Source organism: Brumicola pallidula DSM 14239 = ACAM 615, assembly GCF_000428905.1.
Lineage (GTDB): Bacteria > Pseudomonadota > Gammaproteobacteria > Enterobacterales > Alteromonadaceae > Glaciecola > Glaciecola pallidula.
Window position 1 is genome coordinate 134333 of record NZ_AUAV01000008.1, and the last position, 26216, is coordinate 160548.

Annotated in this window: 23 protein-coding genes; 16 read left to right on the plus strand and 7 right to left on the minus strand. The window is 40.9% G+C overall.

The genetic code is table 11. From position 1 onward, the window contains the following. The 8 genes from G399_RS0102185 to G399_RS0102220 all read left to right on the plus strand — a co-directional run bounded on the left by G399_RS0102185 (position 1) and on the right by G399_RS0102220 (position 9262). Positions 1–564, plus strand: coding sequence for a hypothetical protein (locus G399_RS0102185; RefSeq protein ID WP_006009241.1), 564 nt, complete (start codon positions 1–3; stop codon positions 562–564). Positions 565–581: 17 nt separating this feature from the next. Beyond that, on the plus strand, positions 582–1565 hold the full coding sequence (locus G399_RS0102190; protein WP_006009242.1) for a COX15/CtaA family protein: 984 nt from the start codon (positions 582–584) through the stop codon (positions 1563–1565). A 42-nt stretch (positions 1566–1607) separates the two neighbouring features. Further along, positions 1608–2510, plus strand: a complete 903-nt coding sequence (gene cyoE / locus G399_RS0102195) for a heme o synthase (RefSeq protein WP_006009244.1) — start codon at positions 1608–1610, stop codon at positions 2508–2510. Positions 2511–2578: 68 nt separating this feature from the next. Next, positions 2579–3238 (plus strand): SCO family protein, encoded by a 660-nt coding sequence (locus G399_RS0102200; protein ID WP_006009246.1) that lies wholly within the window; start codon positions 2579–2581, stop codon positions 3236–3238. Positions 3239–3251: 13 nt separating this feature from the next. Continuing rightward, on the plus strand, positions 3252–3848 hold the full coding sequence (locus tag G399_RS0102205; RefSeq protein ID WP_006009248.1) for a GNAT family N-acetyltransferase: 597 nt from the start codon (positions 3252–3254) through the stop codon (positions 3846–3848). A gap of 642 nt (positions 3849–4490) precedes the next feature. Then, positions 4491–6413, plus strand: a complete 1923-nt coding sequence (locus tag G399_RS0102210; protein ID WP_006009252.1) for a PrkA family serine protein kinase — start codon at positions 4491–4493, stop codon at positions 6411–6413. 15 nt (positions 6414–6428) lie between these two features. Further along, complete coding sequence (locus G399_RS0102215) at positions 6429–7718, plus strand: YeaH/YhbH family protein (RefSeq protein WP_006009254.1); 1290 nt, start codon at positions 6429–6431, stop codon at positions 7716–7718. Further along, the gene (locus tag G399_RS0102220) at positions 7715–9262 is read left to right on the plus strand and encodes a SpoVR family protein (RefSeq protein WP_006009256.1); all 1548 of its coding nucleotides are present in this window, start codon (positions 7715–7717) and stop codon (positions 9260–9262) included. The genes G399_RS0102215 and G399_RS0102220 overlap by 4 nt, the downstream gene beginning before the upstream one ends. Here the strand turns inward: G399_RS0102220 and G399_RS0102225 are convergent. Beyond that, positions 9259–10455: a polysaccharide deacetylase family protein gene (locus tag G399_RS0102225; RefSeq protein WP_006009258.1), complete on the minus strand. Its 1197-nt coding sequence runs from the start codon at positions 10453–10455 to the stop codon at positions 9259–9261. The two genes, G399_RS0102220 and G399_RS0102225, sit on opposite strands and share 4 nt — an antisense overlap. Positions 10456–10529: 74 nt before the next feature. On the opposite strand from G399_RS0102225, the gene G399_RS0102230 reads away from it, so the two are divergent. Beyond that, on the plus strand, positions 10530–11891 hold the full coding sequence (locus tag G399_RS0102230; RefSeq protein ID WP_006009260.1) for an MATE family efflux transporter: 1362 nt from the start codon (positions 10530–10532) through the stop codon (positions 11889–11891). A gap of 261 nt (positions 11892–12152) precedes the next feature. Here G399_RS0102230 and G399_RS0102235 read toward each other — a convergent pair whose 3' ends face one another. Both G399_RS0102235 and nfuA read right to left on the minus strand, forming a co-directional pair. Beyond that, positions 12153–12485: a hypothetical protein gene (locus G399_RS0102235; protein ID WP_006009263.1), complete on the minus strand. Its 333-nt coding sequence runs from the start codon at positions 12483–12485 to the stop codon at positions 12153–12155. 95 nt (positions 12486–12580) lie between these two features. Beyond that, entirely contained in the window at positions 12581–13159 is a 579-nt protein-coding gene (nfuA, locus tag G399_RS0102240) for a Fe-S biogenesis protein NfuA (RefSeq protein WP_006009266.1), read from the minus strand. A 226-nt stretch (positions 13160–13385) separates the two neighbouring features. Here nfuA and G399_RS0102245 point away from each other — a divergent pair, with 226 nt between their 5' ends. After that, positions 13386–15977: a M14 metallopeptidase family protein gene (locus tag G399_RS0102245; protein ID WP_006009268.1), complete on the plus strand. Its 2592-nt coding sequence runs from the start codon at positions 13386–13388 to the stop codon at positions 15975–15977. 60 nt (positions 15978–16037) lie between these two features. On the opposite strand, the gene G399_RS0102250 is transcribed toward G399_RS0102245, so the two are convergent. Next, on the minus strand, positions 16038–16859 hold the full coding sequence (locus tag G399_RS0102250) for a ComF family protein (protein ID WP_226988916.1): 822 nt from the start codon (positions 16857–16859) through the stop codon (positions 16038–16040). Positions 16860–16932: 73 nt separating this feature from the next. Here G399_RS0102250 and bioH point away from each other — a divergent pair, with 73 nt between their 5' ends. The 3 genes from bioH (at position 16933) to G399_RS19990 (ending at position 18729) form a co-directional block, all read left to right on the plus strand. Next, complete coding sequence (gene bioH / locus G399_RS19985) at positions 16933–17757, plus strand: pimeloyl-ACP methyl ester esterase BioH (RefSeq protein WP_006009271.1); 825 nt, start codon at positions 16933–16935, stop codon at positions 17755–17757. Positions 17758–17943: 186 nt separating this feature from the next. Further along, positions 17944–18201: a hypothetical protein gene (locus G399_RS0102260; RefSeq protein WP_006009272.1), complete on the plus strand. Its 258-nt coding sequence runs from the start codon at positions 17944–17946 to the stop codon at positions 18199–18201. 45 nt (positions 18202–18246) lie between these two features. Continuing rightward, positions 18247–18729, plus strand: a complete 483-nt coding sequence (locus G399_RS19990) for a hypothetical protein (RefSeq protein ID WP_006009275.1) — start codon at positions 18247–18249, stop codon at positions 18727–18729. Positions 18730–18790: 61 nt separating this feature from the next. On the opposite strand, the gene G399_RS0102270 is transcribed toward G399_RS19990, so the two are convergent. Both G399_RS0102270 and G399_RS0102275 read right to left on the minus strand, forming a co-directional pair. Next, positions 18791–19648 carry a YiiX/YebB-like N1pC/P60 family cysteine hydrolase gene (locus tag G399_RS0102270; protein ID WP_006009277.1) on the minus strand — a complete coding sequence of 286 codons (858 nt, stop codon included), beginning with the start codon at positions 19646–19648 and terminating at the stop codon, positions 18791–18793. 2 nt (positions 19649–19650) lie between these two features. Next, positions 19651–21984 (minus strand): Tex family protein, encoded by a 2334-nt coding sequence (locus G399_RS0102275; RefSeq protein ID WP_006009279.1) that lies wholly within the window; start codon positions 21982–21984, stop codon positions 19651–19653. Positions 21985–22235: 251 nt separating this feature from the next. Between G399_RS0102275 and greB the strand changes: the two genes are divergently transcribed. Together greB and G399_RS0102285 are read left to right on the plus strand one after the other, a co-directional pair. Continuing rightward, positions 22236–22715 (plus strand): transcription elongation factor GreB, encoded by a 480-nt coding sequence (greB, locus tag G399_RS0102280; protein ID WP_006009281.1) that lies wholly within the window; start codon positions 22236–22238, stop codon positions 22713–22715. A gap of 73 nt (positions 22716–22788) precedes the next feature. Continuing rightward, the gene (locus tag G399_RS0102285) at positions 22789–23388 is read left to right on the plus strand and encodes a DUF502 domain-containing protein (RefSeq protein ID WP_006009283.1); all 600 of its coding nucleotides are present in this window, start codon (positions 22789–22791) and stop codon (positions 23386–23388) included. Positions 23389–23409: 21 nt separating this feature from the next. Here the strand turns inward: G399_RS0102285 and G399_RS0102290 are convergent, their stop codons facing one another. Next, positions 23410–24948 carry a DUF3612 domain-containing protein gene (locus tag G399_RS0102290; protein WP_026843376.1) on the minus strand — a complete coding sequence of 513 codons (1539 nt, stop codon included), beginning with the start codon at positions 24946–24948 and terminating at the stop codon, positions 23410–23412. 206 nt (positions 24949–25154) lie between these two features. Here G399_RS0102290 and G399_RS0102295 point away from each other — a divergent pair, with 206 nt between their 5' ends. Continuing rightward, the gene (locus G399_RS0102295) at positions 25155–26177 is read left to right on the plus strand and encodes an aldolase/citrate lyase/malate synthase family protein (protein WP_006009287.1); all 1023 of its coding nucleotides are present in this window, start codon (positions 25155–25157) and stop codon (positions 26175–26177) included. Positions 26178–26216: the final 39 nt, after the last annotated feature.

The window sequence follows — 26216 nt, forward strand, 5'->3', positions numbered from 1 at the left end:
ATGCAACAAAAATCAAAAAAACTCACTGCTTTAGCGCTCATCTTAGTTTTTACCCTGCCAGTCATACTGGCTCAAATTGCATTGAAAAACGGGTGGTTCAACGAAGGCGCTACCAATAAAGGGCAATTATTAAACCCCATCATTGAAGCCGGCGACTTGTTTATCATTGCGGGCGAAGAGCCGCATTGGCGCTTAGCTTATATTGTTCCTGATGTGTGTGACGCTGCATGTGAGAACGCTATCTTTAGTATTAGCCAAGTTCGCACTGCCGTGGGTCGTGCCATGGACAGAGTAGATGCTGTGTTTATTGTGACGGGCAATAGCGACGCCAAGGCTGTCACAAATCTAGAAGTAAATGATTTCGGTAAATTGTTAAAAACTGACATAAATAATGTTAATAATATGTTTCAACAAACCGGGAATAATGGTATTTTCTTAGTCGATACCTTAGGTAACGTAGTACTTAAATTTGATACTACGCTAGAACGTGAACAAGCAATTATGGATAGTCGTGACATTTTAGCGGATCTCCGCAAGTTATTAAAGCTGTCTCGAATCGGTTAGAACAGGATATAAGAATAATGAAGAAATTGGTGCTTGCTAGTATTTTTTTAGCACTATTAATCATTATCCTTAGTGCCTATATGCGCTTAATGGATGCAGGGTTGGGTTGTCCAGATTGGCCTGGTTGCTATGGGACTTTGGTGGTTCCTCAGTCTGTAGAATTGGTAGAGAGTGCAAATCAAGCCTTTCCTGAACGACCATTGGAAGCTGAAAAAGCATGGAACGAAATGATCCATCGCTATTTCGCTGCTGGCTTAGGCTTTTTCATCGTCGTTATATTTTTTACATCAGTAGCGAAAAAAATGCGTGGTTCACGCGGTCCGGTGAAACTACCTTTTTTAATATTAGTTTTGGCGTGTTTTCAAGGCGCTTTGGCTATGTGGACAGTTACCCTTAATTTAATACCTGTGGTTGTAATGGGACATTTACTCGCTGGATTTGCCGTACTGTCTTGTTTGTTTTTACTCTACCTAAGATTAACACCCTATCGAATTCCTGGTGGTGATGCGCAAATTAGACCTTATGCGAAGTTTGGTGCACTGGGTATCGCAATAGTAGTCTGGCAAATTGCGCTGGGCGGCTGGACTAGTGCAAACTATGCCTCGCTTGCCTGCACTGAACTCCCTATTTGCGAAGGTGATTGGTTTGGAAATTTAGATATCGTGGGCGCATTTAGTGTGCCGTTTGCTGAAAATTATGAATTTGGAGTGCATGACTATCAAGAGCGCGCGACCATGCATGTTATGCATAGAATTGGCGCAATTATTACCTTTATTTACTTATGTTGGTTAGCTATTACTCTGTACAAGCGTTCTTCTTCAGGTTTAGTTAAACGACTAGCAACAATGATGACTTTGGTATTAGGTGCTCAAGTATTGTTGGGCGTAAGCAACGTTGTTTATAGCCTGCCATTAACAGTTGCTGTTTTGCACAATGCGGTTGCCGCTTGTTTATTACTCGTCATGGTGCTCCTAACCTACACAATGTATCGGAAGTATTAATATGACTGAGTTTACTATATTCAATTTTCTAAGGAGAAGCGCATGAGCCAACAAGCTATTGCTTCCAAATCCATTCGCCGTCAAGCCACCTGGCGTGACTATTATGAAATGACCAAACCTCGCGTGGTGATGTTGTTGTTACTCACAGCATTGGTCGGTATGTGCCTTGCTACAGAAACATGGATTGATCCGCAAATATTGGTCTTTGGCATGTTGGGTATTGGTTTGCTGTCATCTTCAGCCGCCGTGATTAACCATGTTGTTGATCATAAAATCGATAGTTTAATGGCACGAACCTTTAACCGCCCAGTTGCAACCGGTAAAGTTTCACCAAAACAAGCGCTTATTTTTGCTTTTGTTATCGGTGCGATTGGTTTTGTGTCGTTGGCACTTTTCGTCAATATGTTAACTGCGTGGTTAACATTGGCCAGCCTTGTTGGTTACGCATTTATTTATACGTCTTACCTTAAACGTGCGACACCGCAAAATATTGTGATTGGTGGTTTAGCTGGCGCAGCGCCTCCGCTATTAGGGTGGACCGCAGTTACTGGCGATATTCATGCCTACGCTCTGTTGTTAGTCTTAATCGTATTCACGTGGACACCTCCGCATTTTTGGGCCTTAGCTATTCACCGTGAAAAAGATTATGCCAAAGCTAAAATCCCAATGTTACCTGTAACGCACGGTATTGATTTCACTAAAACCTGTGTTTTGTTATATACGGTTTTATTGTGCTTGGTATGTGTATTACCTTATTTGGTGGATATGAGTGGCTTAATTTATCTCATGGGTTCTACTATTTTGAATGCGGGTTTTATGTATTACGCTATAAAGCTAAAATATAATCCAACTGCAACAACAGCGATGGATACGTTTAAATACTCAATTTACCATCTTATGATTTTATTCGTGGTATTGCTGGCTGATCACTACATTCCTTTGTAAACTATTCTGCTAAGATAAGGTCTATGTGATTAGACCTTTGTGTATTCCTTGAATGAGAAGTTGTCGATATGAATCAAAATAAGTGGGTAGGTGTTGTTGCCGTTGTTTCTTTAATTCTGGGTATTTATCTGGCCATCACCATTGCGCCGCCCGACAGTATGAAAAAACCACTCAGCGAACAAACTAAACACATGAGTTGGTATCCACAAGCTCGTGCCCTGCATGATTTTACCCTTACAAATCATAATAATGAAACAATGACTAACGCTGACCTTAAAGGGAAGTGGACACTGGCATTTGTCGGCTATACATTCTGTCCTGATATTTGCCCTGTAACACTCGCCGAAATAAATAAAGTTTATCCTGAATTAGCACAACAGGCTTCATCCACGCCGCTGCAAATTTGGTTCTTGTCTGTTGATCCAGAGAGAGACACAACCGAGCGCTTAAATGAGTACATTAATTACTTCAACCAAGATTTTGTTGCTAGTACCGGGCCGCATGACCAGTTATTCCCTCTCGTTCGCAGTATGGGCATGATGTACGCCATGAGTGATGATATGAGCAATCCGAATTATCTCGTTGACCACAGTGCTTCAATTGTTGTGATCAACCCTGAGGGTAATGTTGTTGGTCGATTCAAGCCAAAGCAGGAGCTCGGTCAACTCTCAATCAGCGATATGGAAGAGTTAAAGGATGATGTTCCCATTCTACTTAAACAGAGTTAAAGCGGTTTTATAATTGAATATCCAGCGCGGTGATGTGTCGCAATCCGATGTTATAGCCGAGCTAATATTTGCTTCTGAACCTAGATTACTTAGCTTCTTATTCGGTGGTGAAATTCAATGCAAAGCCTATTTGCACCAAGCATGCCATCAAGCCCATGGGCAGTTTAGTGCAAGCTATCATTGGGTTGCGTCTGCAAAAAATAACTCAATAAAGGGAATATGCGCGGCTTGGTTTAGTGTAATGCCGATTGAATTTCAGCAAGGAACGATTTCGTCTTTAAGAGGTTTGTTAACAGCACAACAAATTATTCACCTTGTTGCCTACAAAGAATCACTTGATTTATGCTTTGCTCCGCCTGCACCCCATCAAATTTGTATTGGTCATGTGTCGATTGAGCCAAGTAGCCGGCGTATAGGTATCGCTACCGCCCTTATTGCTCAGGTATTACATGATGCCAAAGAAAACACCAAGCGCGAACTTATTTTAGATGTTGAGACAGCAAATACGGGTGCCTTCCAATGCTATTTGAAAGCGGGTTTTGATGAAATAAAACAAACCAGATTTGAAGCAACGCAGCAAATATTCTCTCGAATGCGATTACTTATCTAAGACCTCATGTTTTCTTCTTTTACGCTCCGTGGATGCTAATGCACTGTTAGTAAATCGATTTTCAACAGGGCTGTCGGTGTGATTATTGCGTGAGCAATAGATGTATCTTTGTTATCGACTATGGCTCATCAGGGTCTCTCGTCTTCAATAATACCAATGATTTGTTGGCACTGCATCATGCAAGGAATTCAACGCAGTCGGCTAATGAAGAAATTAGCGTTGATAAAATCGTTGCGAATTTAAACGTTCATATTGTCAACTCGCTTTTGTGGTCTATTTTGTTGATCCGTCGAGCATATTTTTAAACTTAGTCTAAACTAATTATTAGAAGCATTAATTTTCACTAATACATATTTTTAGCATTTCTATTAGAAGTAACATTATCAGAACAGACACTATTAGAAGCAACCATTAGACACAAATATAAGATACAACTATTAAATACAACTATTAGACACAATTATTAGACACAATTATTAGACACGACCATTAGACACGACCATTAGACACGACCATTAGACACAACTATTAGCCAGACACAACACTACTACAAACATAAGTAACTATACGCTGATAATAATAATAACTCCCTAAAAGGGATATAAGGAAATATTCGCTTAAAATACCTATTGGAGACTGCCAATGAGCATCTTTGAACAATACCAACAACGATATGAAAGCCATCAGCAAGAAGAATATTCGCTGTCTGATTATTTGAAATTATGTAAATCTAATCCTGAAGTCTATGCCAATGCGGCTGAGCGAATGTTAATGGCGATCGGTGAACCTGATCTTATTGATACTGCTAAAGATCCTCTGTTAAGTCGTATATTTTTTAACAAAATCATGCATCAGTATCCGGCTTTTAAGGGATTCCATGGTATGGAAGACTCAATTCAGCAAATTGTTGCCTATTTTAAGCACGCTGCACAAGGCCTTGAAGAGACCAAGCAAATATTATATTTATTGGGTCCTGTGGGCGGAGGCAAATCCTCTATTGCGGAAAAATTAAAATCGTTGATGGAAATACAATCCATTTATGCCATAAAAGACTCTCCCGTATTTGAAAGCCCACTTGGACTGTTTAACCCTGAGGAGGACGGTAAAATACTCAATGAAGAATATGGTATTCCATTACGTTGCCTAAATAACATCATGTCACCGTGGGCCGTAAAACGTTTGAATGATTATGCTGGGGATATCTCAAAGTTTAGAGTCGTTAAATTAAGACCGTCAATTTTAAATAGAATAGCCATTGCAAAAACAGAACCCGGAGATGAAAACAATCAAGATATATCTGCCCTAGTTGGTAAGGTTGATATTCGAAAATTAGAAGAATTTGCACAAAGCGACCCCGATGCCTATAGCTATGATGGCTCATTGTGTCGTTCTAATCAGGGAATGATGGAATTTGTTGAGATGTTTAAGGCACCTATTAAAGTCCTCCATCCATTATTAACAGCAACTCAGGAAGGCAACTACAATGGCACTGAAGGTATGTCGGCATTACCTTTCCGTGGCATTGTGCTCGCTCATTCAAACGAGTCTGAATGGACCAGCTTTAGGAACAATAAAAATAATGAAGCTTTTCTGGATAGGGTTTACATTGTCAAAGTGCCTTACTGTTTGCGTGTTAAAGAAGAAATTAATATTTATAAAAAGTTAATTAATAATTCTTCTCTATGTGAAGCCCCCTGCGCCCCTAACACACTAGAAATGTTGGCTCAGTTTTCAGTATTGTCACGCTTGATTAAACCCGAAAATTCTAGTGTTTACTCTAAAATGAAGGTCTACGATGGTGAATCGCTTAAAGACACTGACCCAAAAGCTAAGTCCTATCAAGAATATAGAGACTATGCAGGTGTTGATGAGGGAATGGATGGTCTATCAACACGCTTCGCATTTAAAATTTTATCACGTGTCTTTAATTACGATTCAACTGAGATTGCGGCAAATCCGGTACATCTACTTTACATACTTGAAAAACAAATTGAACAGGAACAGTTTCCTCAGGCTATTCATGAACAATATATTGAAAACATTAAGGCATTTTTAGTACCTAACTATATAAACTTTATAGGCAAGGAGATCCAAACATCGTATTTAGAATCCTATTCAGAGTATGGTCAGAACATATTCGATCGTTATGTTATTTATGCTGATTTTTGGATCCAAGACCAGGAATATCGAGATCCAGAGACGGGTGAAAATTTTGATCGGCAACTACTTAATGACGAACTAGAAAAGATAGAAAAACCAGCCGGCATATCAAATCCAAAAGACTTTAGAAATGAAGTTGTTAATTTTGTTTTAAGAGCGCGTGCTAGCAATGATGGGATTAATCCAAAATGGAACAGTTACGAAAAATTGCGCACCGTGATTGAAAAGAAAATGTTTTCAAATACTGAGGATCTGCTTCCAGTAATTTCTTTTAATGCCAAGTCCTCAGCAGATGATAACCAGAAACATGAAGATTTTGTTAGTCGAATGGTGTCCAAAGGCTATACAAAAAAACAAGTTCGTCTGCTTTGTGAGTGGTATCTCAGGGTAAGAAAATCATCTTAATTCTGGAGGTGCTCTATGCAGATAATAGACCGAAGGCTAAATCAAAAGAACAAAAGTACGGTTAACCGACAACGCTTTATTAGGCGTTATCGTTCGCAGATAAAAAAATCGATTGCTGATCGGATCATCAATCGTGGCATTACTGATGTTGATAAAAATGAAAGTATTTCTATCCCATCAAAGGATATAAGTGAACCTTCATTCCGGCATGGTCAAGGAGGAAACCGAAACCGCGTTTTCCCGGGTAATAAAGCGTTTTCGGTAGGGGATAAAATATCTCGTCCAATGCAAGGTGAAGGGCAGGCGGGAAAACGCTCTAGTGATAGTGGTGAAGGCAATGATGAATTCATGTTTGAACTATCTAGTGATGAATATATGAATATATTATTTGAAGATTTGGAATTACCAAATCTTCAAATAAACCAGCTTAAGAAACTGATTAATTATAAAAATATTCGCTCCGGATTTAACACCGACGGTACGCCTTCTAATATTGATATAGTGCGCTCCCTTAAAGGTTCTTTGGCAAGAAGAATAGCAATCAAAAGCCCCTTAAAAAAACAACTAAAAAAACTAGAACAAGCATTGCAACAACTCCCCAGCGAAGAGCGGGTGCAGAGCAAACGATTAAATGACGAAATTAGTGCTCTAAAACGCAGAATTAAAAGGATACCGTATATCGATTCATTTGATCTACGTTATAAACATTTCACAAAATTACCTCAACCAACGACCAATGCCGTTATGTTCTGTTTAATGGATGTGTCAGGTTCAATGGATCAGGAAACCAAAGAAATCGCTAAACGATTTTATATTTTGCTATACATGTTCTTAAAGCGCTCTTATAAGGATGTTGACGTTGTTTACATTCGTCATCATACCCATGCTAAAGAAGTCGATGAACATGAGTTTTTCTATTCTCAAGAAACCGGTGGAACCATCGTTTCCAGTGCCTTAATACTAATGCAAGAAATCTTAGCTGATCGTTATAATCCTGAAAATTGGAATGTTTATGCTGCGCAAGCGTCAGATGGTGACAATTGGGATACTGACTCGCTTAAGTGTCGTAATTTAATGAGCACCTCAATTTTACCGCGTATACGATACTTTGCGTATGTTGAAATAACTGAGCGAGAACCACAAACACTTTGGTATGAATATCAAAGTTTGCTTGAACATTTTGATAATATTGCCATCAAAAAAATCACTCAACAAAGTGATATATACCCTATCTTTAGAGCGTTTTTTGAAAAACAAGGCATTAATTCGAAATTCAACAGTCGTCTTAAAAGTGGAGGTTTATGATGTCCAAGAAACGATTAAAATCTGAAAAAGTGACCGCCTCTAAGCCGATTTCAAGGGGCGCAGACTGGAACTACGATCTTATTAATCAATACTATGCTGCCATTGAGGACATCGCCAACGATTTTGGCTTGGATACTTATCCGAATCAAATGGAAATTATATCTGCAGAGCAGATGTTAGATGCGTATGCCAGCGCCGGTATGCCGATAGGATATAATCATTGGTCTTTTGGCAAGCATTTTATTAGTAATGAACAATCCTATCGGCGCGGTCAAATGGGTCTAGCCTATGAGATAGTCATTAACTCAAATCCTTGCATCGCCTATCTAATGGAAGAGAACAGTATGATGATGCAAGCATTAGTTATTGCGCATGCTTGTTTCGGACATAACTCATTCTTTAAAGGAAATTATTTATTCAAAACTTGGACTGACGCTGAAGCAATAATCGATTATTTAGTGTTTGCAAAAACTTATATCAGTGATTGTGAGCAAAAGTACGGTGTTGATGAGGTCGAAAGTATTTTGGATTCTTGTCATGCATTGATGAACTATGGTGTTGATCGTTATAAACGTCCTTCGCCAATATCAATGCGCGAAGAAAAACAGCGTCAAAAGGATCGGGAGCAATATTTACAATCACAGGTTAATGAGCTTTGGAATACCATCCCAGAAAAGTTACAAAGTAAGGATGGCAAAACTCGATTTCCCAGTGAACCGCAAGAGAATATTTTGTATTTTATCGAGAAAAACGCACCCTTGATGAAGTCATGGCAAAGAGAGATTGTGCGAATTGTAAGAAAAACTGGACAGTACTTTTATCCACAACGTCAGACGCAAGTGATGAATGAAGGGTGGGCTTGTTTTTGGCATTACACGATTTTAAATGAGTTATACGATAGATGTCATGTTACTGACGGTTTTATGATTGAATTTCTACAAAGTCATACCAACGTCGTTGCTCAACCTGATTTTGATAGCCCCTATTTTAATGGCATAAATCCCTACGCCTTAGGCTTTAATATGATGATTGATATCAGACGTATTTGCGAGAAACCAACTGAGGAGGATAAGAAATGGTTTCCCGAACTCGCAGGAACACCCTGGAATGAATCATTAACCTTTGCAATGCGAAATTTTAAGGACGAGAGTTTTATTGCACAATACCTATCACCTAAAGTTATCCGGGACTTTAAACTTTTTGCCCTCAATGACGACGCTGGATTAAATGAACTTAATATTACCGCTATTCATAATGATGCTGGATATCAAGAAATTCGCAATAATCTTTCAATGCAATACAATATCAGTATGAAGGAACCCAATATCGAAGTTTATGATGTTGATATTGGTGGTAATAGATCCCTCACTCTTCGCCATATAACAGCCAATAATATTAATTTGGACGAGACTACTTCAGAGGTCATGAAACATCTTCATAAATTATGGGGCTTTCCGGTTAAATTAATTTCTGAAGATGCAAATGGCGAACAATACGTATTGAATCGATGTCCATTAGAAGAAGTGACAGACACCAATGGTTAATTAAGATACGTGCCGTCTTCTTGCGGCGTAAAAAATGGAATTGAATACCAATAAAATCTGCTGCTCTGTTGCACACTAGGCGCTGTGCAATTGACTCTTGTTCTGCCAGCATAGAATGGGCTATCGATATTGATACTAAAGCCTTTTTCAGTTTTTGTTATAGGCAGGGGATCTCCGCCAAAGTAACAGGCAATACGATTAAAACTAATATCATCTAGTAAAACATTAATTTTTACTTCACCGATTACCTCTCCTATTGCCATCACATAACGATGCGGTATTACTTCCGTTACAGGCATAGCCAAACTGTTGATTTTGGTTAGTAAGGTATCGAGGTTTGCGAAGCGCCCCGCTGCTGGATAGCGAGGGAGTGATTGCATATCGCTCAATTCACCTACGCCACCGGAATGTTGGCCGAATCCTATATAGCCCATCTCTTTGAGCAGGGCTTTAATGTTAACGTCAAATTCACCATATGGGTATGCCAGCCATTTTTTTGAATAGCCAAGTTGTTGGCTTAATGATTCCTCAGCCGCGTTAATATTTTGCTCAATACGAGCCAACCAATCAGCTTTACTCTCTTTGGGATATCGGTCGAGTAAATGCAAATGGTCTTGCGTATGATTTGCGAAGGTAACCCCTTCGTTGCTCATTTTTTTCACCTCCTCCCAGGACAGATGAGAGCTCAATGTATCGATTTGAGCAGGGTTAATAAAAATCGTATATTCAAACCCGTATTTGGTTAAAATAGGATGCCCGTTGTCCAATATATTTTTATAGCCATCATCAAATGTTATCACCACGGCCCCCTTGGGGAATGGGGTCTTACTGGTGAGCCCATTAACGGCAGTTTCTAATGAAATCACGGTATGATATTCAGCTAAATAAGCCATATGCTGCTCAAGCTCTTGTGGCGAAACAGAAGTGCTCCTTGGCGTTTCGGTACTAACGTGATGGTACTGCAGGATAACGAAGCTACGATCGTTGCTAGGCACGTCTAATACCACTTTTGTTGCACTGACAATATTTCGTGTTGTTGCTGCTGCTGATACAGCTGGTTCACTGGGGGTCTGAATAAGCGGCTCAGACATATCTACTTGATAGGCATGAGTTGAAAAAGAGAGGCCCACAACGAGGGTTGATATTGCCGCTAGTTGCGACGTTTTGTATTTACTTAAAAAGGCGTTAATCATTGCTCGCTCCGCGTAATGGCGTTAGTCTCTCATGCTATCAGTAGTCAAGCATATCGTAAAAGGTAATTAATAGCATGGTGCAACAAACAGAGTATAGCGGCCGTAAACCGCATGTTTGGCATCTCTTTTTTTTAGCTATTCCTTTAATTTTGGCTAATATTACAACGCCTCTATTAGGGTTGGTGGATACGGCCATTTTAGGCCATATGGATGCGACGCATTATTTGGCAGGCGCATCTATTGGCACCCTAATTTTAACTCAACTGTATTGGATTTGTGGCTTTCTAAAAATGTCGACCACAGGTTTAAGTGCTCAGGCCGGTCGCAGTAATGTTGAGGTTCAGGAACAAAAAAGACGCACCAAGGTACTGGTGCAAGGTGTCTCTTTTGGAATGCTGCTGGGCATATTATTTATATTACTGCAAACACCCATCTTGAATGCAGGATTGTATTTTTCGCAATCGTCAGAATTGCTTTCACAAAGCACGCAGGCCTATTTTAATGTAAGGATATGGGGAGCTCCTGCCGCGCTTGCAAATATGGCCTTAGTGGGTTGGTTAATAGGTCAGCAAAAAACTAAAACCGTGCTAATGCTTCAACTTGCGGTTAATCTCATCAATATTATTTTTAGCCTGTTGTTTGTCTTCGTATTTGAGTGGGGCGTTAAGGGTGTTGCTGCCGCAACAGTGGTGGCGGAATTTGCACTTCTAGGGCTATCACTGTTGGCAACCAAGAGCCTTATTAACATGTCGTTGTTTCAATCGACTTGGTTAAAATGGCTGTCACTTAAACCGTTATTGACGCTTAATTCTGATATCTTATTCCGTAATTTGGCACTGCAACTTACCCTTGCATTTATTATTTTTACAGGGGCTGGTATGGGTGCACAAGTGGCAGCAACTAACGCAATATTGATGCAGTTTTTTGCACTTATCGCTCTCGGGTTGGACGGCGTTGCCAATGCAGTTGAAGCGCTAGTGGGGGAGGAAAAAGGCAAAAAAAACGAAACAGCTTTAGCCTATCATGTCAAAGTCGGCCTATTGTGGTCTAGCTTATTCGCAGTGGTTTATGCCTTGGTTTTTTGGCAATTTGGCGCACAAATTATTCAGTTACTGACGGACCAGACCGCGTTGCAAAAAGAAGCTTCAAGCTACCTCGGCCTCATGATCCTGCTGCCCCTTGTTGCGCATTGGTGCTTTCTATTTGACGGCGTATTTGTTGGTTTGAGCAAGGGAAAAGCAATGCGCGACTCCATGATACTAAGCGCTATATTTGGTTTTTTCCTGATTTGGTGGTTTGTTGCAGATTTAGGCAATGTTGGTTTGTGGGTTGCTCTGCTTAGCTTTTTAGCCTTCAGGGGGGCTATTTTAGGCAGTTGGTATGTGTTTCTAATAAGTAAACCGCAACAGCGTATTTTTGATAATAATGCGGGTTAACAATCTCAATTAGCGTTTCGCGCATACCTTGATATCGAACTTGCAAATTTTAGAACTCGAATAAAAGAGGATAACGTCGCAAAAGTCGAACGTCGAACGTCGAAAAGGTTACGGGGGGTGGCAGTGTGATGTGGTTAACACTATTAGTGTTGGGCTCAACGATAGCCATGAGATGCCGGCATAGTTAACCTAAAGGGTCTAACGAAGGCAATTGAATAACGAGAAGAGTAAGGCAAAGTAATTGAACATCACAAAAACGTTTTATTGATTACTTTGAAGTCCAGTTTTGCTGGGTAACAGCCTGCAAATGAGTATTTGTAGATAGCCAATAACCGATATAATAGTGCCGCAGAATAGAAAAATGAGGGCTATAATTTTTGATGGGTCACTGTAGGTATAAACTGCACCGACGGAAAGTCCAAGGTATACTAAAGCTAATTCTGAATACCATAAAGCAACACCAACCATAAAAACCGCAAAACCTTTTATAAAACGCTGCCAATGGCGAAGTGGTTCATGGGTTATTTTATCTATCCAGCTTTTCATTCGGCCTGCGCCTCGACTTTTCATTCGGCCTGCGCCTCGACTTTTCATTCGGCCTGCGCCTCGACTACACGTCACACAAAAACATAATTAAAGGTAACAGCTTAATCATGTTTATTGCGTATGGCTAATAATATCTATTATATTTAGTAGTAAGAATGCTCACCAGCTTCATGCTCAGTGGCGTCTTTAATCGCCACTATTTCGCCTTCAAACTCTACTAACATTTGTTTTTCAATACCGTTTTTCAAGGTCACATCGACCATAGAACAACCATTACAACCACCACCGAACTGCAGTATGGCAGTCTTGTCTTCAGTTACTTCAACTAACGACACTTTACCACCGTGACTCGCAAGACCCGGGTTGACATCGGTCTCAATCATGTAGTTAATGCGTTCAACCAAGCTTGCATTATCGCCGAGCTTCTTGGCTTTTGCGTTTGGCGCTTTAAGGGTAAGTTGCGAGCCCATTTGGTCTGTCACAAAATCGATTTCTGCTTCTACTAAATACGGCGCACTTTCTTGGTCTACGACGGCATTAAAGCCGTTGAAAGGAAGTGTAACATCCGTTTCTTCTACGGCATCTGCCGGACAGTATGACACGCCACATTCAGCTGTTGAGGTACCCGGGTTTACCACAAATACTCTAATATTGGTGGCTTCGCTTTGTTGCGATAAAAGCTTACCAAAGTGAGTTTGTGCTGATTCTGATATATTGATCATAGTGACCTACCCAAGTTAAATTATTATATGCTGACTATAATAGCAAAATTACTTGAGTAAAACAGTCGGGTATTCGACTTTTTACAACTATTTTATAATAAATTGTATTATCAACTTAAAATACTGTGTTTTTACATATTAGGATATAGGGTAATATGCTCAGGAATTAGAAACTTAACGTTCGCTTGTGATAAGAATAAATAAGACAGTACTCAAAGGAATTTATATGTTTAATCCGCAACATTTTATAAGTCGCCAATCATTGGTGACTATTGTTCTACTGTTTTGCACATTGTATACAGTACAAAGTTTCGCAAAAAGTAACGACCTTGATTACCTTCCTAAGGAACAAAATTACAACAGTGCCATACCCTTGCCTGCCGATATACTAGGCTATCCAGTTGGAACATGGCATGTGCGCCACGATCAACTCGTCAACTACATGTACGCATTAGCTGAAGCATCTGACAGAGTGACTATTAAGGAGATTGGTCGTACTCACGAACAGCGCCCTCTGTTGTTACTAACCATTACAAGTCCCTCTAATCAATCAAATATTGATCAGCTACGCACAGATCATGTGGCCAGAATCGATGATGGAAAACCTGCCCCTGCAGATGCACCGTTAATTATTAACATGGGGTACAGCGTACATGGTAACGAGCCATCTGGCGCAAATGCATCAATGTTAGTGGCTTATCACCTTGCTGCCTCTAATGGTGCTGAGGTACAGAAGCTATTAAATGAAAATATTATTTTGCTCGATCCTGCGTTAAACCCGGATGGATTGTCGCGCTTCGCACAATGGGCAAACTCGCATAAAGGTAAAACCTTAGTTAGCGACAAGTTGCACAGAGAACACAGAGAGCATTGGCCTTCAGGCAGGACCAACCATTATTGGTTTGACTTAAATCGTGATTGGTTATTGCTTACTCACCCAGAGAGTCGAGCTCGTATTACTCAATTCCATCAATGGCGTCCCCATGTCTTAACCGACTTCCATGAAATGGGAACTGACAGTACGTATTTCTTTCAGCCAGGTATTTCCTCGCGTAAAAATCCTTGGACGCCGGATACAAATGTGACGCTAACTGCAGCCTTAGGTGACTTTCATGCGAAAGCGTTAGATGGCCAAAAGCAGCTTTACTTCACTCAAGAAAGCTTTGATGATTTCTACTATGGGAAAGGCTCTACTTACCCAGATGCGCATGGCAGTATCGGGATCTTATTTGAGCAGGCAAGTAGTCGTGGACATCTACAAGACTCTGTCAATGGTTTGCTGAGTTTCCCAGACACTATTCAGAATCAAGTCACGACATCATTGTCGACTTTTGCAGGCTCATTGGCTAACAAAAGTGCGATTTTGGCTTACCAAAAACAGTTTTATTCAGATACGCAAAAACTGATCAAAGACGACAAGATCAATGCTTTTGTTATTCAAGGTAGCCGAGACCAGAGCAGATTTGAACGTGTTCAAGAAATTTTGTCTTCTCATCAAATCGATTTTTCCATGGTGTCAAAAAATACGCAGGTAGAAAGTTTAGAGTTACAAGCGAACAATGCGTTAGTTGTTTCTCTTGACCAAGCACAATATCGCCTCATTCGCTCATTGTTTTCCGAGCGACAGCGCTTTACTGACAACACGTTTTATGACGTTTCAAATTGGAATTTACCCTTAGCCTTTAACCTAAATTATTCGCCGCTTAGCAAATCAGAAATGCGTAAACTGTCGACAGTAAAGTCTGTTGAGCGCAAAATTGCACAAACAACGCTTGATGCTAATGCTTACGCGTTTGCATTTGAATGGCACGATTACAAGGCGCCTGCGTTGTTGCAGCATTTATTAACCAATAAAGTTCAAGTGCGAGTGGCGGGTGCCGATTTTACCGCTGAAGTCGCTGCTGCGAGTTCAATAGTGTCAAGAGACTTCTCCAAAGGAGCGATCGTCATCCCGATGGCATTGCAACAACCCACTAATTTGCTTGATATATTGTCGACGCAAGCGAAAAAACTCAATATTAATTTATATAACGTTGCTTCAGGTCTTACCTCAAAAGGGATTGATTTGGGTAGCAGACAGTTTGCTGCCGTGACTTTACCAAAAGTATTATTAATTGGTGGGAAAGGAACATCACAATATGAAGTGGGCGAAATCTGGCATTATTTAGATACACGCGTAGGGTTACCAGCAACGCTATTGGATTTGTCTGATTTGAATGACGTAGACATTGCTGAGTATACGCATCTTGTTTTTGCTTCGGGCTCTTATACTACCGTTAACGATGACACAACCGCAGCTATAAAAGAATGGGTGAGAAAAGGCGGTGTGCTGATTGGCCAGAAATCTGCTGTAAGTTGGTTTAGTCAGCAAAAATGGATTGATAATGACGTTATAGCAACCAGTAAAGTGGACGACGCGTTCACTACCAAGGGTCTTAGTTTTGGTGATAAAGATGCGTTTGCCGCTAAAAAATTAATCGCGGGTGCGGTTTATCGTGCTGACGTTGATCTTAGTCATCCGCTTATGTTCGGTTTTGAAGACGATGATTTACCCTTATTTAAAACCACAAATATGGTAATGAAAGCCTCAAATAACCCTTTCAATGAGGTTGCCACTTATCAGGAAAAGCCACTTGTTGCTGGCTACACTGCTGATGAACTGCAAAAATTGATAGGCAAAACGACCGCAATCGTCGCTAAGCCCCTTGGTAATGGTGTTGTAATTGGTTTTGTTGACAACATTCATTTCCGTGGCTACTGGGATGGCACCAGTAAATTGATGGCAAATAGCTTGTATATGTCGCCGCTGATTGAGTAAATTTTTCAGCCGCAAGCAACAATAAGCACTCTGGTTATGTTTTTTCATCAGGGTGCTTTTCTATTTTAGTAAGGTAATAGCCATGGTCCATACTGAAATTTTTATCGTAGGATTACGTGTTTTTATAGCCTGGCAAACAGCATTAATAGTCACCCCGGTGGTAATGACATCGTCTATAACCGCAATATGCTTGGCGTTTATAATTAAATCACATTCAAACGCATTGCAGACGTTATCTATGCGTTGCTGTTTATTTAACTCTGTTTGCGCCAAAGTATGTTTAACCCGTCGAACAATCGGTTGGTTAGGAATGTGCGTCGCGATACTCAAGCAATCGCATAACAACTGAGCCTGATTATAGTGTCGTTGCCAATAACGTTTGTTAGATAGTGGCACGGGGATTAATAATTGTGGGACACCATTTGCTGCATTGGCTGCATAAATTGAGCTACAAGCGCGCTCTGGTGCTGGGGAATATGGCGCTATGCTGGTTCGCGCTATGCAAGGCCAGAATACAAAGCGCATAAACATCATCGCTAATGCTTTGGCTGCAACTGGCTTGTTACCAAACTTCATATCTAGGACCAGTTTGTCTATAGGCCAAACGTAATTGTCGATCGCGAATAAATGGTCATAGTTTGGGGTGTCTAGGTTTTTTAAAGCGTTGGGATTTCGCAATAAATCTGGGCTAGCTGAAAGATGTTGCCCAAAGCCATCTTCGAGCAATGTCTCGAGGCAATAATGGCAGACTATTTGAAAGCTATGTTGGTGACACAAGTAACAATGCTGATGTCCATATGCGGCTTTAATCCCCCTAATAAACTGCCACCCAGAGCGTACTAAAAATTTCTGCAGAATGACGCTCAGTTGTGTTAGCCTCAAATTAACTATTTTATATACCTGATTATTTAGCATTCACGTTATGAAAATTACGTCCTAATGGATAAAGACTAACATGTCGCTCTCTGCAAGTAGCCTGACCAAAAATACAGACGTCAATATCGGATTTATGCATGGTTGGGGTATGAATTCTGGCGCATTTACGCAACTCATTAAGATCCTGCAAACTCAATTAAAACAACGTCAGATAAGCGGTAACTTACGCTTTAATTTGTATACCATCACCTTACCAGGGCACGGTGAAAAGCATAGCGTCGTTCCTAGTCCGTTTGATTTAGTTGGGATTACCAATTCAATTAGTCCAGAAATTAAACAAAATACGATATTAATAGGGTGGTCCTTAGGCGGCTTGGTTGCACAATATCTAGCCATTAAACAACATCCGAATTTGATTGGGCTGATGACTATTGCGACAACGCCAAAGTTTCAGATGGCAGATAATTGGCCTGGTATTAAGCCTGACGTATTGGACATATTTATGGGCCAACTAAAACAAAACCATCACAAAACAATGTCACGCTTTTTGGCAATTCAAATGATGGGTGTTGAAAATGCAAAAGTATTGATTAGAGAAATTACTAATGCGATTGATGTTTACCCTACTGCCAATATCACTGCGCTATCCGGTGGCTTAAAAATTCTGCAAGATGCAGATATTAGGCAGCGCATTAAAGAAATCAAGGTACCCACTTTACGCACTTATGGAAGACTAGATAGTCTCGTACCTCATCAGATTATCAATCAAATTCAGCAGCTTCAACCAGCCAGTCGTCATTTGATATTTAAGCATGCTTCCCATGCGCCGTTTTTAACTGATGCGAATGAATTTTCAAAGCACATCGTCGATTTTATTAATGATGTGAGTACGACAACTTACTGATTGCTAATAAAAAAATAAGAAAATGCAAAAAAATAAAAAATAATAGCTAAAGAAATCTAAAGCTGTGCCGATAACACAGATACGGAAAGGTGTATAGTAACGCTGAGACTTTTAACGCTATACATTCAACTATGTAGAAAAGCAGGATATGGACACCTGCCATCCTTAGCAAAGAGGGTCTAACAAATGACAAATGGTATCGATACTGGCAATTCATCAAGTGCTTTCTATGCTGGCGTTCAAGGTTATAACCAGGGTGCTGAGCAAGTTAGGCAAGCTACGATTGATTTATCTTCAGCAAATAATTCAAGTCGTGAGAAGCCAATAAATATTAACCAAACTGCAGTCGAATTAATCTCCGGAAACTTGCTGGCAGAAGCGTCAGCTAAAGTCATAAAAACGGCTGATGGGATGCTTGGTACCATTATTGATACCTTCGCTTAACTTGCAGTTACTACGTTTTATTAAGATGAGAGTGTAGAGCAACAAATGAATATTGTAACGGTCATCCCGAATAGCTTTGGCTATCCTACCAATAGTGCAGGAACGGATGCCGTGCGTCGAGATAATGTTGCGCGTGAAGCGATCCCTTCAATTTCACAAGGCGAAAGAGGCGCTGCAGAAAAAGGCATTGGTAACGAGGGCGAGCGTAATAATCAAGCTAACTTATTCCAAAATCCTACGTACGATCGCCCATCAGTCAGTCAGGCTTTTGCGAACAACTTAAATGGTCAAGCTACCAAAGATAATGCGAATGAAGAAAGTGCGGGTAAAGAAAACGCGGGTAAAGAAAACGCGGAATCGAAGCAAGAGCAGCAAAAAATTGAAGACGGCAAACGCAATGCAGGAGCTCAAGCATTGAAAGCAGGGCTGGAAATAAGTCAACAAACACAGCAAACGGCAGCCGTAGTTAGCGGTTTTTACGCCAATGTTTTTGCACAATCAAAAAGTAGCTTGAGCTTTACGGTGTAATGCTCGGTCGTTTTGGTATTGCATATCCTTGGCAAAACATAAACGCTGAAGAGTGCCTCGTTTATTCGCTCTGAGACCATTGAATATCTTGATAATCAAATCCGGCCGTTAATGTGGGCTTTACCACTTCAAAGTATGGCGATAAGTCAAAATCCCTTGGCGTAAAATGACTAAAATGGCGTTTAGTTAAAAGCTGCTCATCTTTGAGCCGGATGACCTTTCTAAGGTTTATTAGTGTTGTTTCTTTGCCATCATTGTGTTGTTTAATAATACTGTTTGCACTGCCCAATTTGCTTTTATTCAGGTGGCTTTGCGCACTCGCGTCGGTTTGCATTAAATTTTCACACACATCGATTTGCATAGGTAAAATAGGATAACGAATTGACTGAAATGCCTGTGCTATTAAGGTTGAACAAATCGCTTTGGTTGGGTCGCCACTGCCGAAGGCCAACATACTGCGCCGAAAACGTTGAGGAACCGGTGGTGTTGGCAACAAATAACGCATCAAATCAAAGATGTTTTTAGTGTCGTACTGATGCCCGATCCTCTCTATGACAAAGCTCAATAAGGTTGTTGTATCTTCGGCGGTCAAATTGACAGGGCGGCAAATGCGTAAGTTGAAGCCGTCATATTTGTCCAGCGGTACCGTAATCACACCTTCAACTAGGTCCGCTTCTAGAATAGGGTACAAGCCGGGTTGCTCGCCAATAAAAATACACACGTGTGACCATGTAGATTGAGTGAGATACTTTATGGCTGAGCTAATGCGATTATTACCCTCAACCAAAATGAGGTCGCCAAGACGGAGATTGGCTTGGAGTTGCTCAGTACTCAACACTGAAAACGTTTTGTAATGCGCAGTGGGCTTAGTTAAAAACTTGGCTAAGCCATTGCCTACCGAGGACATCACTGCGGCCATAGCTATTTTTTCGCTTTATTAAATGCGTCGGCAAACGCATTGCCCATTGCCGCATTTCCGCTACTTTGTTTGGCTGCCGGTTTCTGTGCACGTGCAGGCGCTTGGTTTTGCGATTTTGTTTTAGTAGAGCGTTCAGGTCTGCCTTTAGGCGCATTATCAGATGCTGTTGGCGTGTCATCCATGCGCATGGATAATGAAATTCGTTTGCGCGCAACATCTACTTCCATAACTTTTACTTTGACCACATCGCCGGTTTTTACTACTTCACGAGGGTCGCTAATGTATGTATTTGTCATTGACGATATGTGAACCAAACCATCTTGATGCACGCCAATATCGACGAATGCACCAAAATTTGCCACATTACTGACAACGCCTTCTAAAATCATTCCTTCTTTGAGGTCTTTCATGGTTTCGACCCCTTCTTTAAAACTCGCGGTTTTAAACTCAGGTCGTGGATCACGTCCTGGTTTATCTAATTCTTTTAAAATGTCTTTTAGCGTAGGTAAACCAAACTCTTCAGTGACAAATTCTTCAGGATTAAGCTGCTTTAAGAGCTCAGTATTGCCGACCATGTCATTAACCGCAATGTTGGACTTTGATGCAATGATATCGATTAAGGCGTAAGCCTCCGGGTGAACGGCGGAAGCATCGAGTGCATTCTTACCATTCATCACTCTTAGAAAACCAGCGGCTTGCTCATACGCTTTAGGCCCTAATCTTTCGACTTTCTTTAGCGCTTTACGGTCTGCAAAAGCACCATTAGCATCACGAAACATGACAATGTTATTGGCTAAAGTTTTGTTTAAGCCCGACACATGCGATAACAACGCTGGGCTCGCTGTATTTAAGTCAACTCCGACCGCGTTTACGCAATCTTCAATGACAGTGTCCAACGATTTACCCAGCTGACTTTGGCTAACGTCATGCTGATATTGGCCAACACCAATTGCTTTTGGTTCAATTTTCACGAGTTCGGCTAATGGGTCTTGTAGTCGGCGTGCAATTGACACTGCGCCACGCAATGACACATCCATACCCGGCAGTTCATTAGAGGCAAGTTCCGAGGCGGAGTAAACCGACGCGCCAGCTTCACTTATCACAATGCGCTGTACTTTTAATTCGGGTTCGGCTTTCATCATTTCGCCAACCAGCTTGTCAGTTTCACGCGAGCCAGTGCCATTACCGATGCTGATCAAGTCTACTTTATGCTGTTTACATAAAGTAGAAAGCGTGCGCTTTGATTTATCCCACTGATTTTGCGGTGCGTGAGGGAAAAAGGTAGTGGTATGAATGACCTTGCCTGTGGCATCAACGATGGCTAATTTCACACCGGTACGAATACCTGGATCCAAGCCCATGGTGACTTTTGGCCCTGCGGGTGCCGCCATTAATAAGTCGTTAAGATTTTTCGCAAATACCTTTATCGCTTCGGCTTCAGCTTGTTCGCGCAACGTACCGAAAAGTTCAGTCTGCATATGCAAAAGAATTTTAATTTTCCATGTCCATTGAACAACTGATGTTAGCCATTTATCACGCGCAGAATCTGTTAAACGCATATTCAAAGATTGCTCAATTAGTTCTTCGCCATGCGAGCGACGAGCACCTTCTTCTTGCTGCGGATCGGCATCGATATTAATTTGCAGAATGCCTTCATTACGACCTCTGAACATAGCTAGGGCACGATGTGACGGAATTTTTGCGTACTTTTCAGTGTAATCAAAATAGTCTTTATATTTTTGCCCTTCAGTCTCTTTTCCTGGGGCAACAGCGCTTTTCACGTGTGCATTACGAGTAAGATACTGACGAACGCTTTGTAGTAAATCGGCATTTTCAGAAAAGCGTTCCATCAAAATAAACTTGGCGCCATCTAAAGCAGATTTAGTGTCTAGGATACTATGTTCGGCGCTAATATACTGCTCTGCAAGCGTTTCAGGTTGCGCGTCTGAATTACTGTATAGTTCGTTGGCGAGTGGTTCTAAACCTGCTTCAATAGCTATTTGGCCTTTAGTGCGTCGGCGCGGTTTGTAAGGTAAATATAAGTCTTCAAGGGTGGTTTTATTATCAGCTGCAAGTAATTTTGCTTTTAAGCCTTCTTCCAATTTACCTTGTTCATTAATCGATTTTAAAATCACTTTACGACGTGCTTCTAAGTCGCGTAAGTAGCCTAAGCGCTGCTCTAAGTTGCGCAATTGAGTGTCATCCAATCCTTGGGTTACCTCTTTACGGTAACGAGCGATAAAGGGCACTGTAGCGCCTTCGTCTAGTAAAGCCACTGCGGCTTGAATTTGTTTTGGCGACGCGTTTAACTCGGAAGCGATTTTCTCGATGATCATGAACAACTCAATAATTGAAATAGAGGATTGGATTGAATAAGGCGCTCTGCATAGTTTTTGTCACTTGTACTTATTATAAAATTTTTGCAATAACTGATATTAATAACTCGGTGAAAACTACCTTTGCAATAAATAGCATAGAGGCTTACTGTTTATATCATTGATTATAGCATTCAGTGATAGCGGTTAAAGTACTTTATGCATTAATATATAAGAATTGATATTCACCCCCGTTTACTTTGGATAACTGCTTGAAAACTAAACTGATCACACGCGAAGGTTACACAAAGTTAAAAGACGAGCACGACCATTTGTGGTATACCAAACGACCAGAAATTACCAAAATAGTGACTTGGGCTGCCGGTTTGGGTGACCGCTCAGAAAATGCCGACTACACCTTCAACAAAAGAGTACTTCGACAAATTGACCGTCGGGTACGGTTTTTACGCAAGCTATTACCTGAATTATCGATTATTGACTATCGCCCAGAACAAGCAGGAAAAGTATTTTTTGGGGCTTGGGTAGAGATAGAAAACGGCGAGGGCAACACCAAGCGCTTTAGGATTGTTGGACCCGAGGAGATTTATGGCGACGTTAAAGACTATATTTCAATCGACTCTCCTATGGCCAGAGCATTACTGAAAAAAGAAGTAGACGATGTATTTAAGGTGAACACACCCAAAGGCACAAGTGAATGGTATATCAATTCGATTGAGTATCAGAAGAGTTAACGCTTTATCTCGGCTTTTAGGCATAATCGCGCTAGCATATCCCAGAATTTAATAATTAGGTCAGCGTAACCCGATGTTCAACAAATTGTTTATATTAGTGATTAAAGGTTTACTCACCATTCTCCCTTTCGTGATCACGATCTATTTATTGACGTGGCTTATCAATACTACCGAAACCTTACTTTCAACCTTGATAGCGGAAGCCTATTACTTTCCTGGGCTAGGTATTGGCTTAGCGCTTCTGGTACTAGCCACTATTGGTATTATCGTTAATTTATATGTTATAAAACTGATTATCGAAAAAGCCAACAGCCTATTTGACCGCGTCCCTTTAATAAAAACGGTATTCGGCGCAATAAAAGATGCCGTCGATTTATTTCAAGTTAAGCAAGACCAAAATACCAAGAAAGCTGTTTCTGTGCAGGTATCTGAAGGCGTTAATTTAATTGGTTTTATTACCGGTGATTCAATTGCTGAAGTGCTGTATCCGGGACAAAATAAAACCGCAGTGTATGTCCCTTTTAGTTACCAAATAGGCGGGTATACACTGTATTTGGATGCAGATAAAATAACTGAACTGTCAATTGATGTAGAAACCGCTATGCGGATAGCCGTTACAGGCGGCAATTCGATTAAGCAAGCCAAGCCAGCTAAACCAGCAAGCGAAGAATAGTCGACGTTATGCTCAGGCTAGCTAGTCACCGCATTTGCTGTAACAGCTGGGTTTTCTAGGGCAAACCGCACCGCGAGCACAGATTAGGCGAGCGTCACTTTCAATACCGCGTTCAACCCAGTTGATATTTAAAATCCGGGCTACACTCGTTAGCTGTGACTTTATACTGGCAGAGATTGCCGACGAGCCACCTCCTTGCACACAAGCCTGCTTAAGATCCTCAGCAATAGACGCTGAATCACCGCCTTGCGCATCAATTGCTGGATTTAAGTCTATGCCCGTGCACAACACACGATTGTTGTTTGACATGTCTTTGACGTTGGTTGATTCGCAACAATAAATTCTCGGTTCATCGCCCACGTTTAAGATAGATATTTGCGCACTACTGCCTTTAACTGGTGTATTTATCATGCGAAATACCGCCCAATGTTGACAAGGGTCTTCTACTTCTCGCATATTCCCCCAAGGCAATGGGATACCATTTCCCCGATAAACTGCTTTGAGCTTACCCGGTGCATAGGCGTCAAAATAGTGCCAATGGCGATAGGAAGATACGGCTGTCATGCGGCGCATAGCAACAGAAGCCGAGACCCCGACTTGTTCATGCGTTTTGATTTCGTAGCCTTGGCGGTCAAGTAATTGCCGAAAAGGTACTTTCGGACAAAGCAACGCACCTGCAAAAAAGCTGGATTCAAAGTCACGCCATGCATGCAAGATATCTTGTGCGTCGAGAGTTGAAGATTGTTTTAGTTGGCTACCACCCTCTGAAAACGTATTGTTGGGGTTCAGACCAGTTAATAAAACGCTCTTCAGCCCGTCTCTGTTATGTAAAACACTGTGCCCGATGTGCACTGCAAGATCGTATTTCAAGCGGTTAGTGAATGACTTCAATATTTGATTAATGTAAATAGTGCTAGGTGAGTCAAAAAAACTGGTAACTAAACTATTTCCGCCGGTGGATGATATGACACCAATCTCTTTGGCTACTGCAGCAGGTAATTTTTTGAACCACTTGATCATCAAGCCCTGCTGTTTCGCGATCTCAAGTAAATCGTCAACGCTCAATGGCATGCGCTTTAAACCGACTTCTTCAGCAGCTCGTTCTAGGTCAGGAAAATGATTTTGATGATGTTCTTGATGCGCGCGGATCAGTAAATGCGCAAATTGTCTTCCGCTGGTGCCGGTTTGAGATAGCATTTCTGGGATCGCAATTTGCAGTATTTCATTTGAAAATAAAAAGCTAGGTTCCAGCGCAATGCCACTGATCCCGCCGCGGCTTCCTTTGATTGGCGTAATCGCTTTTTCTTCAGGTACATCATCTAAAAACCAATCCATCTGCTTTTGAAAAACAGACGCGATAACCGTTAACATATCTTCACTTGGCACGCGTTTTCCGCGCTCTATCATGGATAGATAAGATACCGATGGTGCAATTTCGGCGTTCACTCTAATGCAGCGAGCAGACAAGTCTTCCATTGTTAGATTATTACGCTTTCGCAAGTTACGAATTTTGGTGCCCATTAAATGGGACTTTCGACTTAATGACTTTGTATTTTTCATTTTTTATACACTTTACACATTTTGTAAAATTTACAGTGTGTAATTTTAATTGTGAAATTATTTAAAAAATTACTCTATGCTAGTCAGCAAGTCAAGTAAATATGCATTTCGAGCATTACTTACTTTTAGCGCAGATCAGTAGGTCTGGGTTACTTGTTAAGAATTAGATGTTAAGAATTAGATGCTAAGAATTAGAGGAATTGAATATGAACATGCCAGCTTTGAAATACAGTCAAATTCATCAGGGCTTTTACACCTTCATTAACGAAGAGGTATTGCCAGCGTGCGGCGTTGAGGTCAATGTCTTCTGGCAAGCAATTGAGGATCTAATTGCTGATTATTCAAGTCGGCCCGATGTTTATATTAATGCAGAACAAGATAACTCACCAGCCGCGAACGCAAAAATTGCACCGGTTATTGACCGTCAGCAACTTATTCAAGCTGCCAATAGTCAATGGACTAGTCTTTTTGACGCCGATGGCGCACAAGCTAATGCAAAAGCTAATGCTAATGCTAATGCAAAAGCATACCTGGATAAACACTTTGCACTTGAGTCAGGTTCACATGCAGACGTTAAAAATTACGTTGTTTACTATCACCATTTACTTGCATTTTTAAAGGATGGTAGTCAAACAGGGTTAGCTAATCCTAGCCAATTTGTGGCACTGTGCGGACATAAATGTGCGCCAGATTCTATTGTGTTAAAGCAATCATCAAAGACCCTACACACCGAAATTTTGTTTGATCGCAAAGGGACACGCGGTACCAATGATAATGCAGGTATCCAAGACATTTTAGTTGAAACCAATGACGCTATCATTGTTGATTTTAATGCAGTGCAAATTGATGGCGAAAGTAAAATTCAAGCGTATAGAAATTTACAGTCTTTTTTGCGTGGTGATTTACAAACTTTCACTATTGTGAAAGGCCAACAAACCATATGCAGAATGAGTAATGACAACACATTTACCGACTTGAATGGTGATGATTATTGTATTGCCAACCAACCACCTATTCAGGTACGTTGCGCTAATCAATCGTTGGTAACTGAGTTATTGAGGGACAGTAAACGTACATTGGCGCCGCAAGTGATCGTTGACGCAGTGGTAGCGAGCTGCATAATCCGCAAGGCCCAAACTGAGCAAAGTAGGGAAGTGACATTGTTACTTGAAAAAGGCAGCTTTACGCCTGCAATGATGCAGCGTATTGACGATATATTTGAGCTTTAGAAACCCTAACACAGGATAGCAAAGAAATTATCATTACAG